This window comes from Nocardioides sp., assembly GCF_029937575.1.
In the GTDB taxonomy this organism is placed as follows: Bacteria; Actinomycetota; Actinomycetes; order Propionibacteriales; family Nocardioidaceae; genus Nocardioides.
This window is the reverse complement of the sequence record NZ_JAPYPS010000005.1, coordinates 48,849-62,694: the sequence shown is the minus strand read 5'-3', so window position 1 is coordinate 62,694 and position 13,846 is coordinate 48,849. Positions and strand designations below refer to the sequence as shown.

13 protein-coding genes are annotated in these 13,846 nt (G+C 71.0%); 5 read left to right on the top strand and 8 right to left on the bottom strand.

Translation table 11 applies throughout. The features are described from left to right. Position 1: 1 nt before the first annotated feature. From Q1K33_RS03235 to Q1K33_RS03225, 3 genes are read right to left on the bottom strand one after another with little or no spacing between them, the layout of a single operon-like run. Positions 2-1,003: a zinc-binding dehydrogenase gene (locus Q1K33_RS03235; protein ID WP_300400528.1), complete on the bottom strand. Its 1,002-nt coding sequence runs from the start codon at positions 1,001-1,003 to the stop codon at positions 2-4. Next, entirely contained in the window at positions 1,003-1,752 is a 750-nt protein-coding gene (locus Q1K33_RS03230) for an SDR family oxidoreductase (RefSeq protein WP_300400526.1), read from the bottom strand. Before Q1K33_RS03230 ends, Q1K33_RS03235 begins: the two co-directional genes overlap by 1 nt. Before the next feature lie 14 nt (positions 1,753-1,766). Next, the gene (locus Q1K33_RS03225) at positions 1,767-2,708 is read right to left on the bottom strand and encodes an LLM class F420-dependent oxidoreductase (protein WP_300400524.1); all 942 of its coding nucleotides are present in this window, start codon (positions 2,706-2,708) and stop codon (positions 1,767-1,769) included. A gap of 118 nt (positions 2,709-2,826) precedes the next feature. Here Q1K33_RS03225 and Q1K33_RS03220 point away from each other — a divergent pair, with 118 nt between their 5' ends. The 4 genes from Q1K33_RS03220 to Q1K33_RS03205 all read left to right on the top strand — a co-directional run bounded on the left by Q1K33_RS03220 (position 2,827) and on the right by Q1K33_RS03205 (position 7,889). Then, positions 2,827-4,422: a class I adenylate-forming enzyme family protein gene (locus Q1K33_RS03220; protein WP_300400521.1), complete on the top strand. Its 1,596-nt coding sequence runs from the start codon at positions 2,827-2,829 to the stop codon at positions 4,420-4,422. A gap of 104 nt (positions 4,423-4,526) precedes the next feature. Continuing rightward, positions 4,527-5,132, top strand: coding sequence for a TetR/AcrR family transcriptional regulator (locus Q1K33_RS03215; protein ID WP_300400519.1), 606 nt, complete (start codon positions 4,527-4,529; stop codon positions 5,130-5,132). 84 nt (positions 5,133-5,216) lie between these two features. Next, positions 5,217-6,284 carry a phosphotransferase family protein gene (locus Q1K33_RS03210; protein ID WP_300400517.1) on the top strand — a complete coding sequence of 356 codons (1,068 nt, stop codon included), beginning with the start codon at positions 5,217-5,219 and terminating at the stop codon, positions 6,282-6,284. A gap of 39 nt (positions 6,285-6,323) precedes the next feature. After that, positions 6,324-7,889 (top strand): acyl-CoA synthetase, encoded by a 1,566-nt coding sequence (locus tag Q1K33_RS03205; protein ID WP_300400515.1) that lies wholly within the window; start codon positions 6,324-6,326, stop codon positions 7,887-7,889. Between the two features lie 69 nt (positions 7,890-7,958). On the opposite strand, the gene dmpG is transcribed toward Q1K33_RS03205, so the two are convergent. The 3 genes from dmpG to Q1K33_RS03190 are packed head-to-tail and all read right to left on the bottom strand — an operon-like array spanning position 7,959 to position 10,728. Further along, the gene (dmpG, locus tag Q1K33_RS03200) at positions 7,959-8,981 is read right to left on the bottom strand and encodes a 4-hydroxy-2-oxovalerate aldolase (RefSeq protein ID WP_300400514.1); all 1,023 of its coding nucleotides are present in this window, start codon (positions 8,979-8,981) and stop codon (positions 7,959-7,961) included. After that, positions 8,978-9,931 carry an acetaldehyde dehydrogenase (acetylating) gene (locus Q1K33_RS03195; protein ID WP_300400512.1) on the bottom strand — a complete coding sequence of 318 codons (954 nt, stop codon included), beginning with the start codon at positions 9,929-9,931 and terminating at the stop codon, positions 8,978-8,980. Before Q1K33_RS03195 ends, dmpG begins: the two co-directional genes overlap by 4 nt. Further along, entirely contained in the window at positions 9,928-10,728 is an 801-nt protein-coding gene (locus tag Q1K33_RS03190) for a fumarylacetoacetate hydrolase family protein (RefSeq protein WP_300400509.1), read from the bottom strand. The genes Q1K33_RS03195 and Q1K33_RS03190 overlap by 4 nt, the downstream gene beginning before the upstream one ends. Before the next feature lie 102 nt (positions 10,729-10,830). On the opposite strand from Q1K33_RS03190, the gene Q1K33_RS03185 reads away from it, so the two are divergent. Next, positions 10,831-11,592: a tyrosine-protein phosphatase gene (locus tag Q1K33_RS03185; RefSeq protein WP_300400507.1), complete on the top strand. Its 762-nt coding sequence runs from the start codon at positions 10,831-10,833 to the stop codon at positions 11,590-11,592. 17 nt (positions 11,593-11,609) lie between these two features. On the opposite strand, the gene Q1K33_RS03180 is transcribed toward Q1K33_RS03185, so the two are convergent. Together Q1K33_RS03180 and Q1K33_RS03175 are read right to left on the bottom strand one after the other, a co-directional pair. Continuing rightward, positions 11,610-12,815 (bottom strand): FAD-dependent monooxygenase, encoded by a 1,206-nt coding sequence (locus tag Q1K33_RS03180; RefSeq protein WP_300400504.1) that lies wholly within the window; start codon positions 12,813-12,815, stop codon positions 11,610-11,612. A 4-nt stretch (positions 12,816-12,819) separates the two neighbouring features. Beyond that, a complete protein-coding gene (locus Q1K33_RS03175; protein WP_300400502.1) occupies positions 12,820-13,824 on the bottom strand; it encodes an amidohydrolase family protein in 1,005 nt (334 codons plus the stop codon). Positions 13,825-13,846 lie beyond the last annotated feature (22 nt).

Genomic DNA, 13,846 nt, shown 5'->3' with positions numbered 1-13,846 from the left:
CTCACGACATCCGCAGCACGTACCTGCCCACCGCGCGGCGCTCGCCGATCGAGGTCAGGACCCGACCCGCGTCGGCGAGCGGGGCGCTCGAGGGAGCGGGTGGGGCGAGCTCACCGCGAGCGATGCGGGCGAGGAGGTCGGTGAGGAGCAGCGCGTTGCCGGCGGCACCGCCCTCGACCCGCGACCAGTCGCCCCAGTCGACGCCGATGACGGACCGGTTGCGCAGCAGGACGATGTTGGCGGGCAGACGGGGAATCTCTCCCGAGGCGAAACCGACGACGCAGTAGCGGCCGCCGGTCGTGAGTGAGCGCAAGGCGCCCTCCGCAGCCTGGCCTCCGACGGGGTCGATCACCACGTCGGCCCCGCCGCAGGTGGTCTCGCGGATCCGGTCCTTCAGATCTCTCGGGTCCCCGTAGTCGAGCGTCGTGCTGGCCCCTGCCCGCTGGGCCGCCGCCCGCTTCTCCTCGCTCGAGGCGACTCCGGTGACCCGCGCACCGAGGCTGCGCGCCACGTCGACGGCCGCGAGACCGATCCCGCCGCCGGCTCCGAGGACGACGACCTCCTCGCCCGCGGCGATGGTGACCCGGTGGGTGGTGGCGAACAGGACGGTGAGGTAGCTCTCCATCGAGGCCGCGGCCACGTCGGGCGCGATCCCGGCCGGCACGGCGGCGAGAGTCTCGGCAGTGGTGAGGACGTGGGTCGCGTAGGCACCCCCGACGCCGTCCAGCACGCTGGCCACCCGTTGTCCCAGCAGTGCCTCGTCCTCGGGGCTCCCCACCGCAGCGACCACCCCGACGACGCAGTTGCCCGGGGTGAACGGCAGGGGCGGCCGCACCTGGTAGGCGCCCCGCACGATCAGGCCGTCGACGAAGCTCACCCCGACCGCCTCGGTCTGGATCAACACCTCGCCCGGCGCCGGCTGGGGAGTGGACTCCTCGACGAGCCGGAGCAGCGTCGGGTCACCGAGCTCCACGCAGTGCATGCGCCGCGTCAGGCCCACCATCAGGCCCATCCACCGTCCACGCGGATCGCGGCACCGGTCGTGTACGACGAGGCGGAGCCCGCGAGGTAGAGCGCTGTGCCCACGACCTCGCTCGGCTGGGCGCAGCGGCCGAGGGCGATCTTCGGCTCCATCTCCTCCTGCAGCCCCTCGGGCCAGTTGTCCGAGATGTCGGTGAGGAACGCCCCGGCCTGGATCGTGTTGACCCGCACCGTGGGCCCGTAGGCCCGGGCGAAGCCCTCCGTCAGCGTGTGCAGCCCCGCCTTGGCGGCGGCGTACGGCAACGCGTGTGGCTGTGGTCGGATGGCCTCGATCGATCCGACATTGATGATCGCGCCCCCGTCACCCTCGGCCATCCGGGCGCCGATCACCGCCGACAGCCGGAAGGGCCCGCGCAGGTTGACGGCGACGACCTTGTCGAACAGCGCCTCGGAGAGCTCCTCGAGGCTGGGATAGAGCGGCGAGAGGCCGGCGTTGTTGATCAGGACGTCGACCGTGCCGAGCTCGGCGTAGACGGTCTCCACCAGCCGGTCGCAGTCGTCCCAGGAGCTGACGTTGAACCCCACCGGCAGCGCGCGCACGCCGTACTTCTGCGCGACCTCGGTAGCCACCTGCTCACAGGTCTCGAACTTGCGACTGGCGATCACGACGTCAGCACCGCGCTCGGCGAAGGCCTGCACCATCTCGTGGCCGAGACCACGACTCCCTCCGGTGACGACGACGACCTTGCCGGCGAACTCGTCCTGCTGCATGTCTGGGGGTCCTTTCATCGGGGAGCCAGGTCTCGGCAGACCTCGCGGGGGTCGACGCCTGGCACGGGCAACAGCATGGCGATCGGGGTGGTGACTCCGTGGTCGACGAAGCGACGCAGGTGCTCACGGATCTCCTCCGGGCGACCATGCACGACGAGGTCGTCGACGACCTGGTCGGGCACGGCTGCGAGCGCGGCCTTGCGGTCGCCTTCCTCCCACAGCCGCCACATCGGCTCGAGGTCGTCACGTCCCAGCCACCGGTGGAAGTCGCGGTACACCGGGACGTTGAGGTACGTCGTGATCAGTCGCCGGCCGAGCGCACGGGCGACGTCCGCGTCGGCGGTCGGAGCGACGATGATCCTGGCGACGACCTCACGCGGGCCGTGCGCGCCGACGATGGGGGTGACCTGCTCGACGTCCTCGGCCGAGAGCCAGTTGATGATGGCACCGTCGGCCTCCTCGCCGGCCAGGGAGAGCATCTTGCCGCGCAGCCCGGCCAGCAACACGTTCGGCGCAGGATCCGGGACGACGCCCAGCCGGAATCCTTCGACGCTGAACGTGTCGTAGGCCTGCTCCACCCGCTGGCCGGCGAGAGCCGCCCGCAGGAAGCGCAACAGGTCCCGGTTGCGCGACAGCGGCTTCTCGAAAGGGATCGAGTTCCACTTCTCGACGATGACGTTGGACGACGACCCGATCCCGAGGGTGAAGCGGCCCGGCGCGGTGGCCGCCATGGTGGCGGCTGTCTGGGCGAGGAGCGCCGGTCCGCGGGTGAAGGACGGCGCGATGGCGATCCCGAGATGGACGTGCGTGGTCACCGCCGCCGCGACGGCCAACGGCGTGAAGCCGTCGGCGTGCATGCCCTCGGCGCTCCAGAGGTCGGTGTAGCCGAGACCCTCGAGCTCGCGGCACACCTCTGCTTGCTCGCTCAGCGACAGCCCGTCGAGCGGAATCGTCATCCCCCAGCGGTCCACACACGTCTCCTGCATCCGTGAGTCAGGCGCTTGCATTAAAGCGAACGATCGCTAGGCTAGTGACGCAGACCACTTCCCGCAACCCGGCTCCTTGGAGGCACCCATGACCCTGGCCCGCAACGTCTTCGGCGTGCTGGACCGCTCGGCCGAGGCCGCCTACGGCGACCGTCCGGCGTTCGGCTTCGAAGGGGAGACCCGGACCTTCGTGGAGCTGCGTGATGGGGCAACCGGCTTCGCAGGGGGGCTGCACGACCTCGGCGTGCGCCCCGGGGACGCCGTCGCGGTGATGATGGGCAACCGCCTGGAGTGGCTCGAGGTCTTCTTCGGGCTCTCCGCACTCGGAGCAGTCTGCGTGCCGGTCAACGTGCTGCTCACCGGCCCCGAGATCGCCCACGTCTGCCGCGACAGCGGCGCCCGGTACCTGGTGATGGACGAGGTCGCCGGCCGCAGCGTCGCTGCTCTGGACGTCGACTTCGACACCGTGGTGCTGCTCGGCGAGGTCGCAGCACCGCCGAGCGCTCACACCGCGGCGTACGTCGACGTACGGCAGGGCTCCTTGCCCGAGGGCCACGTCGGGCCGGCGCTCGACGACGTCGCCGTGCTCTACTACAGCTCCGGCACCACCGGACTCCCCAAGGCGGCAGCCCACACCCACAACGGGGTGCTGTGGAACGCCATGGGGCAGATCCAGGGCCTCGGCCTGACCAAGGACGTCCGCTACGCGGTGATCCCGTCCTTCTCCTGGGCGGCCGGGCTCCACAACCTCGTCCTGGGCCTGGTCTGGGTCGGGGGCTACTCCGAGGTGCGGCGCACCGGCGGCGCGAGCATGGAGTCGATCGTCGAGGGCCTCGAGCGTGACCGGATCACCCACGTCATGCTCGTCCCCAGCCTGCTGCGAGACCTGGCCACGCGCCCCGACCTGATGGAGCGGCTGTCTGCCAGCGCCCTGGAGTGGATCGTCACCGGAGCCGAACCCGTGCCGCGCTCGGTCATCGAGGGCGTTTGCCGCGGAGTCCCCGGCGTCGACGTGTGCCAGGGCTACGGGCTCTCGGAGTTCCCCACGATCACCACGGTGCTGATGGCCGACGAGGTCTTCGCCCACGAGGGCTCTGCAGGACGGGCACTGCCGCACACCGATCTCGCCATCCGCGACGCCGACGGGGCGATCCAGCGCTGCGGGACAGGCGAGCTGCTGGTGCGCTCTCTGGCCACGATGGTCGGCTACCACCAGCGCCCCGAGCAGACCGCCGAGGCGTTCCGCGACGGCTGGCTGCACACCGGCGACCTCGTGGAGCTCGACGCCGAAGGGTTCATCACCATCGTCGGTCGCACCAAGGACATGATCATCTCGGGCGGGCTCAACGTCTATCCGAAGGAGATCGAGGACGTCATCAACCGACTGCCCGGAGTCGTCGAGGCTGCCGTGGTCGGCGTGCCCCACGAGCGCTTCGGGGAGACGGCGGTCGCGGTGGTCGTCACCGACGACGCGGACTTCGAGGCCGCGACGGTCGAGGCTGCGTGCGCCGCGCAGCTTGCGTCGTACAAGCGTCCCCGCGTGACGATCGTTCGCAGCGAACGACTGCCTCGCAACGCCAACGCCAAGCTGCTCAAGCGGGAGCTGCGTCCCTGGGCCGAGCAGCAGGTGCGCGACTCGGGGGTCAGCGACTCCGCCAAGAAGTCGGCGGGCACCCCCGGCTGAGGCACGGGCGCCACGAGCCGGTGCTCTCAGCGCCCAAGTGAACGATCGCTACGCTCCTCTCCACAGAGCTTGACGCCGCACCGCGCCCACGGAAGGAGCCCTCCATGGCACGACCCGCGAAGGCGCCCACGCGCGGAGGCAAGGCGGTCATCGTGACCTCCGCCGTCGCCAACTTCACCGAGCGCGGCTACCACGGCACGTCGATGCGCGACATCGCCCGCGACGCCGACGTCACGGTTGCGTCGATCTACCACCACTTCCCGTCCAAGCAGGACATCCTCCAGGAGCTGATGCGCCGCACCATGGGAGACGTCCTGGCCGCGACCCGGGCCGCCATCGAGACCGCCGGACCCAGCGCGACCGAGCGGCTGGGCGCCCTGATGGTGGCCTGGGTCGCCTTCCACACCGAGCGGCAGGCCGAGGCGCTGATCGGCGCCTCGGAGCTGCGCAGCCTGGACGACGTGGGTCGCGCCGAGGTCGTGGCCCTGCGCGACGAGCAGGAAGCGCTCTTCCGCGAGGTGGTCGACCACGGTGTGACCAGCGGTGAGTTCTCGACGCCATACCCGCGCGAGGCCGTGCGCGCCGTGATCGAGATGGGCTACTCGATCGCGTCCTGGTACCGCCTCGGCGGCACTACCTCCCCCGAGACGATGGCCGAGCGCTACCGCGAGCTCGCCCTGGCGACGGTCCGGGCCGCGCCAACCACCTGACCTCGCCGGGCCCGTGACCGGACAGGTCGCGCATCGATCCGTTCTCGCGTAACCTAGCGAACGTTCGGTTACCGAGGAGGACCCATGACCGCGACTGATGCCGACCGCATCGCACCTGCGCTCGACCTGGCTGCACTCACGCCCTACCTCGACGAGGTCGTCGAGGGCGGACTCGCCGGAGCCCTGAAGGCCGACCTGGTCGCGGGAGGACGGTCGAACCCGACGTACGCCCTGACCGACGGCACCCACGACTGGATCCTGCGCCGGCCGCCGTACGGCGAGTACGTCGCCTCGGGTCACGACATGGGTCGGGAGGCCCGGGTGATGAGCGCGCTGGTCGACTCGGCGGTCCCGGTGCCCCGCGTCCTGGTGCACTGCGAGGACGAGGCCGTGCTCGGAGCGCCGTTCTACGTGATGGACCGTCTCGACGGTCGCACCTTCCGCACCCCGGCCGACACCGCGACGATGAGCGAGTCCGAACGGTCCGGCATCAGCGCGTCGATGCTGGACACCCTGGTCGACCTGCACTCCATCCACCCCGCAGACGTCGGGCTCGAGGGCTGGGGACGGCCCGACGGCTACCTCGAGCGGCAGGTCTCGCGCTGGGGCCGGCAGTGGGAAGCCGTCGCCACCACCGAGCGCTCCGAGCCGGCCGAGCTGCTCGCCCGCCTGACCCGCTCGCTGCCGCCGACGCGGTTCCCCGGGATCGTGCACGGCGACTACAAGATCGACAACATCATGGTCGCCCACGACGACCCCACCCGGATCCTCGGTGTACTCGACTGGGAGATGGCCACGCTCGGCGACACCCTCGCCGACCTCGGGGTGCTGGTCAGCTTCTGGGACGAGGCCGGGCAGTTCTTCAACCCGATCACCCAGGGAGCGACCGCGCTGCCGGGCTTCCTGGACGCGCGCGGGGTGGTCGAGGGCTACGCCACGCGTCGCGACCTCGCCATCGACGACGTCGACTGGTACATCGTCTTCGCCGACTTCAAGATCGCGGTGATCCTCGAGCAGATCCACAGTCGGCACCTGCAGGGCACGACCGTCGGTGACGGCTTCGACGGCATCGGCGACATGGTCGGACCGTTGCTGGAGCGCGCGCTCGAGCGCGCGGCGGCGGCCAGCGACGCCGCCCTGCGCGGCGCCTGACCGACCGCCCCCATCCGCGAGACACCTACCGACAAGGAGATGACGATGTACCCCGGCAAGCACGCTGCCCTGCACCCCGACAAGCCCGCCGTCGTCATGATCGACCCGCTCGGCGACCAGAGAGAGGTCGTCACCTACGCCCAGCTCGAGGACCGATCGGTGCGGCTCGCCCACGCGTTGCGCGACCGCGGTCTGGAGCGCGGCGACTGCGTCGCGATCCTCTCGGAGAACCACCCCCGCTACTTCGACGCCTACTGGGCCGCGATGCGCAGCGGGCTCTACGTCACCGCCATCAACACCCACCTCGGCCTCGACGAGGTCCTCTACATCCTGCGCGACTCCGGCGCCAAGGCGCTCGTCGTCTCGGCCGGCAAGTCCGAGATCGCCGTGGGTGTCGCCGCCGCGATGCCCGAGCTGGTGGTGCGACTGGCATTCGGGGGCGCGGTCGATGGCTTCGACGACCTCGACGACGTGCTCGCCACCGCGTCGCCGGTGCGCGACGAGGCCGAGCCGGTCGGACAGGACATGCTCTACTCCTCGGGCACCACCGGCCGACCCAAGGGGATCCGGCCCCCGATGCCGTCCCTGACGATCGACCAGCCGTGGAACACCATGGCCGCCGTGTTCGGCACGCGCTTCGGGTTCGGGACGGACACCGTGTACCTCTCCCCCGCCCCGCTCTACCACGCAGCACCGCTGCGCTACTGCGTGATGACGCAGGCCACCGGCGGCACGGTCGTGGTGATGCCGAAGTTCGACGCCGAGCAGTCACTCTCCCTGATCGAGCGGTATGCCGTGACCCACAGCCAGTGGGTGCCGACGATGTTCGTGCGGATGCTCAAGCTGCCGGTCGAGGTGCGCCAGCAGTACGACGTCTCCACGCTGCGCGTCGCCGTGCACGCAGCCGCACCGTGCCCGGTCGAGGTCAAGCAGCAGATGATCGACTGGTGGGGCCCGGTGCTCGAGGAGTACTACGCGGCCACCGAGGTGCACGGGATCACCCTCATCACCTCGGCCGAGTGGGTCACCCACCCCGGGTCCGTCGGCCGCGCCGGCCTGGGCGTCGTACGGATCTGTGACGACGAGCAGGACGACCAGCCCGAGCTGCCGGTCGGGGAGACCGGGCTGGTCTACTTCGAGCGCGACGAGCTGCCGTTCGTGTATCACAACGACCCGGTCAAGACCGCCGAGGCGCAGCACCCGCGGCACCCGACGTGGACGACGACCGGCGACGTCGGCCGCCTCGACGACGAGGGCTTCCTCTACCTGACCGACCGTCGCTCGTTCATGATCATCTCCGGTGGGGCCAACATCTACCCGCAGGAGGTCGAGAACCTCCTCGCCCTGCACCCGAAGGTGGACGACGTCGCCGTGATCGGCGTGCCGGACGCCGAGATGGGGGAGCAGGTCAAGGGCGTCGTGCTGGCCGCCCCCGGCGTCACGACCGGCGCCGAGCTGGAGCGTGAGCTCATCGACTACGTGCGTGAGCGGGTGGCGCACTACAAGGCGCCGCGCAGCATCGACTTCGTCGAGAGCCTGCCGCGCACGCCCACCGGCAAGCTCCTGAAGCGCGAGGTGCGCGCGCCGTACCTCACCCCGGGCTGAGCCGCGTCACGAGCCGGCGTTCCGCTGCCGCGGGATCGCTGGCGTCGGCTCGCCTCTGCAGCGTCTTCTTCAGCGCCGAGCCGCCAGGTCCAGGGCGATGTCGACGATCATGTCCTCCTGGCCGCCGACCAGGCGCCGCGCTCCGACCTCCATCAGGATGTCGCGCACGTCGAGACAGTGGCGCTCGGCCGCCACCTCGGCGTGACGGAGGAACGACGAGTAGACGCCGGCGTAACCGAGTGTGAGGGTTTCCCGGTCGACGCGTACCGGGCGGTCCTGCAGGGGCCGCACCAGGTCGTCGGCGGCGTCTTGGAGGGCGAACAGGTCGGCCCCGTGCTCCCAGCCGTTGATGGTCGCCACCGCGACGAATGGCTCGATGGGACAGTTGCCGGCTCCGGCTCCCTGACCGGCCAAGGAGGCGTCGACACGGGTCACACCCTCCTCGACGGCCACCACCGAGTTGGCCACCGAGAGCGAGAGGTTCTCGTGGGCGTGGATGCCCAGCTCGGTGGACGGATCGAGAGCGTCGCGGTAGGCGCGCACCCGCTCGCGCACACCGTCCATGGTCAGGCGGCCGCCAGAGTCGGTGACGTAGACGCACTGGGCGCCGTAGGACTCCATCAGGCGCGCCTGTGCCGCGAGGGTCGCGGCGTCAGCCAGGTGGCTCATCATCAGGAAGCCCGAGACATCCATCCCGAGGTCGCGAGCCGTCTGGATGTGCTGGGCCGAGACATCAGCCTCGGTGCAGTGAGTCGCGACTCGCACCGAGCGCACCCCAAGGGAGTGGGCGTGCTTGAGCTCCTCGATCGTGCCGATGCCGGGGAGCAGGAGCGTGGTCAGCCGAGCGCTGGTGAGGTTGTCGGCGGCTGCTTCGATCCACTCCCAGTCGGAGTGCGACCCAGGGCCATAATTGAGCGAGCCACCGGCGAGCCCGTCGCCGTGGGCGACCTCGATGCCGTCGACGCCGGCCGCGTCGAGCGCCGCCACGATCCGCCCGACGTCGTCTGGCTCGATGCGGTGGCGGATGGCGTGCATCCCGTCGCGCAAGGTCACGTCTTGCAGGAACAGTCGGATCGGTTGGGCGGTGCTCATGCGACGACCTCCTGGGTGCGCAGCACCATCTGCTCGGCAACGCGCAGCGCGGCCGACGTCATGATGTCGAGGTTGCCGGCGTACGCCGGGAGGTAGTGCGCAGCACCCTCGACCTCGAGGAAAACCGACACCTGGTGGGTGACGCGCCGGCCCTCGGGCAGCGGACCCGTCAGGGTGTGCACCGGTTGATCGTCGGGCACGGCGACGACCTGCACCTCTTGCTTGAGGCGGTAGCCGGGCACATACGCCGCCACGTCGGCGACCATCTCGGCGATCGACGTGCGGATCCGGTCGTGGGTGAGTGGGTCGCCGTCATCGATGAGGGCGAGCACGGTGTCGCGCATGATCAACGGCGGCTCCGCGGGATTGAGCACGATGATCGCCTTCCCCCGTGCCGCGCCGCCCACCGAGACGATCGCGTGTGAGGTCGTCTCGGTGAACTCGTCGATGTTGGCGCGGGTGCCCGGACCAGCCGACTTGGATGCGATCGAGGCCACGATCTCGGCGTAGGGCACCGCCGTGACCCGCGAGATCGCCGCGACGATCGGGATCGTGGCCTGGCCGCCGCAGGTGACCATGTTGACGTTGGGGGCCGCGAGGTGCTGCTGAAGGTTGACCGCCGGGACCACGAACGGGCCGATCGCCGCCGGGGTCAGGTCGATCAGTCGCTTGCCGTACGGCGCCAGCCGCGCCGCGTTGGAACGGTGCGCGCCCGCCGAGGTAGCGTCGAAGACGACCTCGATCTCGTCGAAGCTCGGCAGCGCGATCAGCCCGTCGACTCCGTCGGCGGTCGTCGCGAAGCCGAACCGCTCCGCGCGGGCGAGCCCGTCGGAGGCCGGGTCGATGCCGACCATCGCACCGACCTCGAGGGTCTCGGACACCCGCATCACCTTGATCATCAGGTCGGTGCCGATGTTGCCCGACCCGATGATCGCCACCTTGGTGCTCATGTCCACTCCTCCTCGGAGAACGTGACCCGGACCGCGCCCAGCCCGCTGATGTGTGCGTCGTACGTCGTGCCGGGCGACACCGCGACCATCGGGCCGAGCGCCCCGGAGAGCACCACCTGCCCGGCCCGCAGCGGGTCGCCGACATCGAGGGCCGTGCGGGCGAGCCACGCCAGCGCGACGAGCGGGTCCCCGAGGCAAGCGGCTCCGTTGCCGGAGGAGACCAGCTCGTCGCCGACGTGCATCGTCATCTGCGCCTCGACTGGGGTGAACGCGTCGAGCCCGAGGCGCGACGCGCCGAGCACGTAGAGCGCGCTCGAGCCGTTGTCGGCGACCGTGTCGCCGAAGGTGATGTCCCATCCCGCGACCCGGCTGTCGACGATCTCCAGCGCTGGGATCGCAACCTCGACCGCGGCCCGCACCTGCGCGTCGTCCAGCGGACCCTCGGCCAGGTCGGAGCCCAGCACGAAGGCGATCTCCGCCTCGACCTTGGGCTGGAACAGGCCGGACAGCGGCACGACGTCGAGGCCGGAGACGTCCATGTCGTCGAGCAGCACCCCGAAGTCGGGGCGGTCCACGCCGAGCTGCGCCTGCACGGCAGGCGATGTGAGCCCGATCTTGCGTCCCACCACGCGGGCACCGCGCGAGCGGAGGTCGGCGACGACCTGCTCCTGCACGGCATAGGCGGTGGCGACGTCGGAGGATCCGATCAGGTCGCGTACGGGCGGACAGGGCACTCCGTCACGGCGGGCGTCGACGAGACGTCTGGCGGCGAGCAGCACCGCATCAGCTGGGGGCATGCACCCAGGGTCGGGGGTACGCCCGCTTCGGGGCTTCCCGCGGTTCCGGTCCACGGAACGGCGGGCGCGGGTGGACTCGCACGAGGTCGATAGCCTGCGCTGGTGCAGCCAGGATCCGCGATCGGCACCTCCTCGGGACATCCCGGTCTCCCGGACCTCGCCAACCTGCGAGACGTCGGCGGTCTGGCGACGTACGACGCCCACGCGACCCGCCACGGCCAGCTGCTGCGCAGCGCCACCCCCCACTTCCTCGACGCCTACCAGGCCGCGGTGCTCGTCGACGAGGTCGGGCTGAGGCTGCGGATCGACTTGCGCAGCCGGGGGGAGATCGCCGGCGCCACCAGCACCGCCCTCGCCTGGGCCGAGCGCACGGTGCTGCTGGCCCCCCTGCGCTCGGGCGGGCGCGAGGCCGTGCCCGACCTCGACGACCCCACCGCCGCGATGGTGGCTCACTACCTGCGCTTCCTCGACCACTCGCGGCCGTCGTTCGCGGCGATCGTGACGACCCTGACCGACGCCGACCAGCTGCCGGCGCTGGTGCATTGCACGATGGGCAAGGACCGCACCGGTGTCGTGCTCGCCGTCCTGCTGTCGGCCGTCGGGGTGCGCGACGAGGAGGTCGTGGCCGACTACGCCCTCACCTCCGAACACACCGCCGCGCTGCTCGAGCGACTCGGCGAGATCCCCGGCTACGCCGAGCGACTGGCGGCACTCCCGGCGGAGTCGCTCGGCGCGGTCCCGGAGACGATGGTCGGGTTCCTGGCCGGACTGCGTCGTTCGTACGGCGACGCGCGGGCGTTCCTGCGTACCGCCGGCGTCTCAGATCGCCGACTCGACGAGCTGACCGCACTGCTCGTCGGCTGAGCGTCAGATCGCGCTGGTCAGATCGCGCTGGGCCGGCGCGAGCGCAGCGGCGCGCTCTGCAGGCCGCGCGCGACGAGGAGGTACTCGCGTTGCCGGGCTCGGCTCGCGGTGATGTGGCGGAACCGCTCGATCTCGCCCTGGAGGCGACCGGGCTTCGCCGAGTTCCACAGCAGCTGCTTGGACTCCGTCGACACCGGCGAGGCGAGGTCGGTGAAGACGCGGCGGCGGACCTCGGAGTAGCGGTCGAGGATGTCGTCTCCCGCGCCGTCGTGGATGACGGCCGACAGCGCCTCGACGAGGCACTCGGAGTCGAAGTAGCCGCCGGCCAGCCCGTAGGCGCTGGTCGGGTTGGTGACGTGGGCCGCGTCGCCGAGCAGCAGCACCCGCCCGACCCGGAAGCGGTCGGCTACCCGCTGGTGCATGCGGTGGGCCGCGTAGGCCTCGATCTCGGGCAGCGGTCCCCCAGGCAGCACCCGCCGCAGGACCTCGCCCATCCGGTCGCCGACCGTCTCCTCGGGGAGCTTGAGACTCTCGGCGTACAGGTAGCGCCACAGTCCCTGGTCGTCGATCTGCGCCACCAGGGCGCCGTCGGTCGGGTCGAGCTGCAGCGTGGAGACCTCGTAGCCGAGCGCCGCGAAGTCGTAGCGGAGGTTGGCGGCCACGAAGCGCTCCGGCCACGTGACGCCGGGCAGGCCCAGGCCGATCGCGCGTCGTACGGCGCTGGTCGCACCGTCGGCGCCAACCACCCAGGACGACCGGTACTCTCGCTCCCCGTCGGGCGAGTCGGCGAGCACGTTGACTCCATCGCTGTCCTGGACGAGCCGTTGCACGCGGGTGTTCCACTCCAGGTGCACGTGGGCGTGCTCCGCCAGGCGGGACAGGATGATCTCGCCAAGCTGCTCCTGCGGCAGGTGCAGGGTGAAGGGATGCTCGATGTCGCCGGCCAGCACGTCGAGCTCGAGCGCCATCCGCTCCCCGGTGGCCAGCACGTTGAGTGACCACACCTGGTGGATGATGCCGCGGGAGAGCGCCTCCTCGAGGATGCCCAGCCGGTCGAGCCCCTGCATCATCGACCAATGGAAGGTCATCGCCCGGGGCGAGCCGGTCGTGCGCGGCGGGCGCGCCTCCAGCACCGTGACGTCGATGCCTGCCCGGGCGAGGGCGAGCGCGTGCAGAAGTCCGTGCGGACCGCCGCCCACCACCGTCACGCCCTGAGTCGTCACCGCGTCACCTTCGCACAGAAGCGATGGCCGGGCCGACACCCAGGAGGGCCAAAGCGTTGTGGGCCAGCACGGCGGCGCCCTCCTCGTCAGTCAGGTCGCCACGGCGGACGGCGGCACCCACGAGGTCACGAGCGTCCTCGAGCTGTCCGGGGATGAAGGGGTGATCCGAGCCGACCATCACGTGGTCGGCACCGAAGCGGTGGGCCAGGAGCCCTAGCTGGGCGGGGTCGAAGACGAGGGTGTCGACCCAGAGCCGGCGCACCAACGCGTCATGGTCACCCGAAGAGTGGTCGCCGCCGAGTGCGGATCCCGCCGAGAGCCGCGGGTGAGCCCAGGCGAAGGTGCCGCAGCCGTGGGCCAGCAGCACACGCAGGCCGGGACAGGCGTCGAGCACCCCACCGAAGACCAGCGCGCTCGCCGCCAGAGCGGTGTCGGTCAGCATCCCGAGCCCGAAGTCGTAGGGCTGACCGGTGCGTCGTACGGCGCCGGCACCGCCCCCGAGCGGATGCACGAACACCAACGCTCCCAGGGCGTCAGCGGCCCGGAAGAGCGGCAGGAGCGCCGGATCATCAAGCTCCCTGCCGCCGGTCCGCGCGCCGATCTCGACCCCGGCGAGACCCAGTCCGGTCACGGCGTGCTCGAGCTCGTCGATCGCAGCGCCGACGTCCTCGGTGGGCACGGCACCCAGTCCGACGAGCCGGTCGGGCGCCCTGGCCACCGCGGCGGCGATGCCCTCGTTGAGGGAGCGGTGGAACGCCGCGCCATCGGGGATTCCGTCGACCTCGAGGGTCACTGGCACCGGCGAGACGACCTGCAGCTGCACGTCCTGCGCGTCAAGCTCGGTCAGGCGCGCATCGACGTCCCAAAGAGCTGCCGACACTGTGCGGAAGACCCGGTCGTCGATCATCAGGCGCCCGCCGGTCGCGTCATCGACCTCGAGCCGCGGGAGCCCGGGGCCGGACGCGACCCCGGGTGGGAAGAGGTGGGCGTGCACATCGACGATCCGCATGCGCCGACGCTATGAGCGCACC

Coding starts and splice junctions, on each gene's coding strand:
- Q1K33_RS03205 (WP_300400515.1), top strand. CDS start 6,324: ATGACGATGTACCCCGGCAAGCACGCTGCCCTGCACCCCGACAAGCCC.
- Q1K33_RS03195 (WP_300400512.1), bottom strand. CDS start 9,931: ATGAGCACCAAGGTGGCGATCATCGGGTCGGGCAACATCGGCACCGAC.
- Q1K33_RS03230 (WP_300400526.1), bottom strand. CDS start 1,752: ATGCAGCAGGACGAGTTCGCCGGCAAGGTCGTCGTCGTCACCGGAGGG.
- Q1K33_RS03225 (WP_300400524.1), bottom strand. CDS start 2,708: ATGACGATTCCGCTCGACGGGCTGTCGCTGAGCGAGCAAGCAGAGGTG.
- Q1K33_RS03220 (WP_300400521.1), top strand. CDS start 2,827: ATGACCCTGGCCCGCAACGTCTTCGGCGTGCTGGACCGCTCGGCCGAG.
- Q1K33_RS03190 (WP_300400509.1), bottom strand. CDS start 10,728: ATGCCCCCAGCTGATGCGGTGCTGCTCGCCGCCAGACGTCTCGTCGAC.
- Q1K33_RS03175 (WP_300400502.1), bottom strand. CDS start 13,824: ATGCGGATCGTCGATGTGCACGCCCACCTCTTCCCACCCGGGGTCGCG.
- dmpG (WP_300400514.1), bottom strand. CDS start 8,981: ATGAGCACCGCCCAACCGATCCGACTGTTCCTGCAAGACGTGACCTTG.
- Q1K33_RS03215 (WP_300400519.1), top strand. CDS start 4,527: ATGGCACGACCCGCGAAGGCGCCCACGCGCGGAGGCAAGGCGGTCATC.
- Q1K33_RS03235 (WP_300400528.1), bottom strand. CDS start 1,003: ATGGTGGGCCTGACGCGGCGCATGCACTGCGTGGAGCTCGGTGACCCG.
- Q1K33_RS03210 (WP_300400517.1), top strand. CDS start 5,217: ATGACCGCGACTGATGCCGACCGCATCGCACCTGCGCTCGACCTGGCT.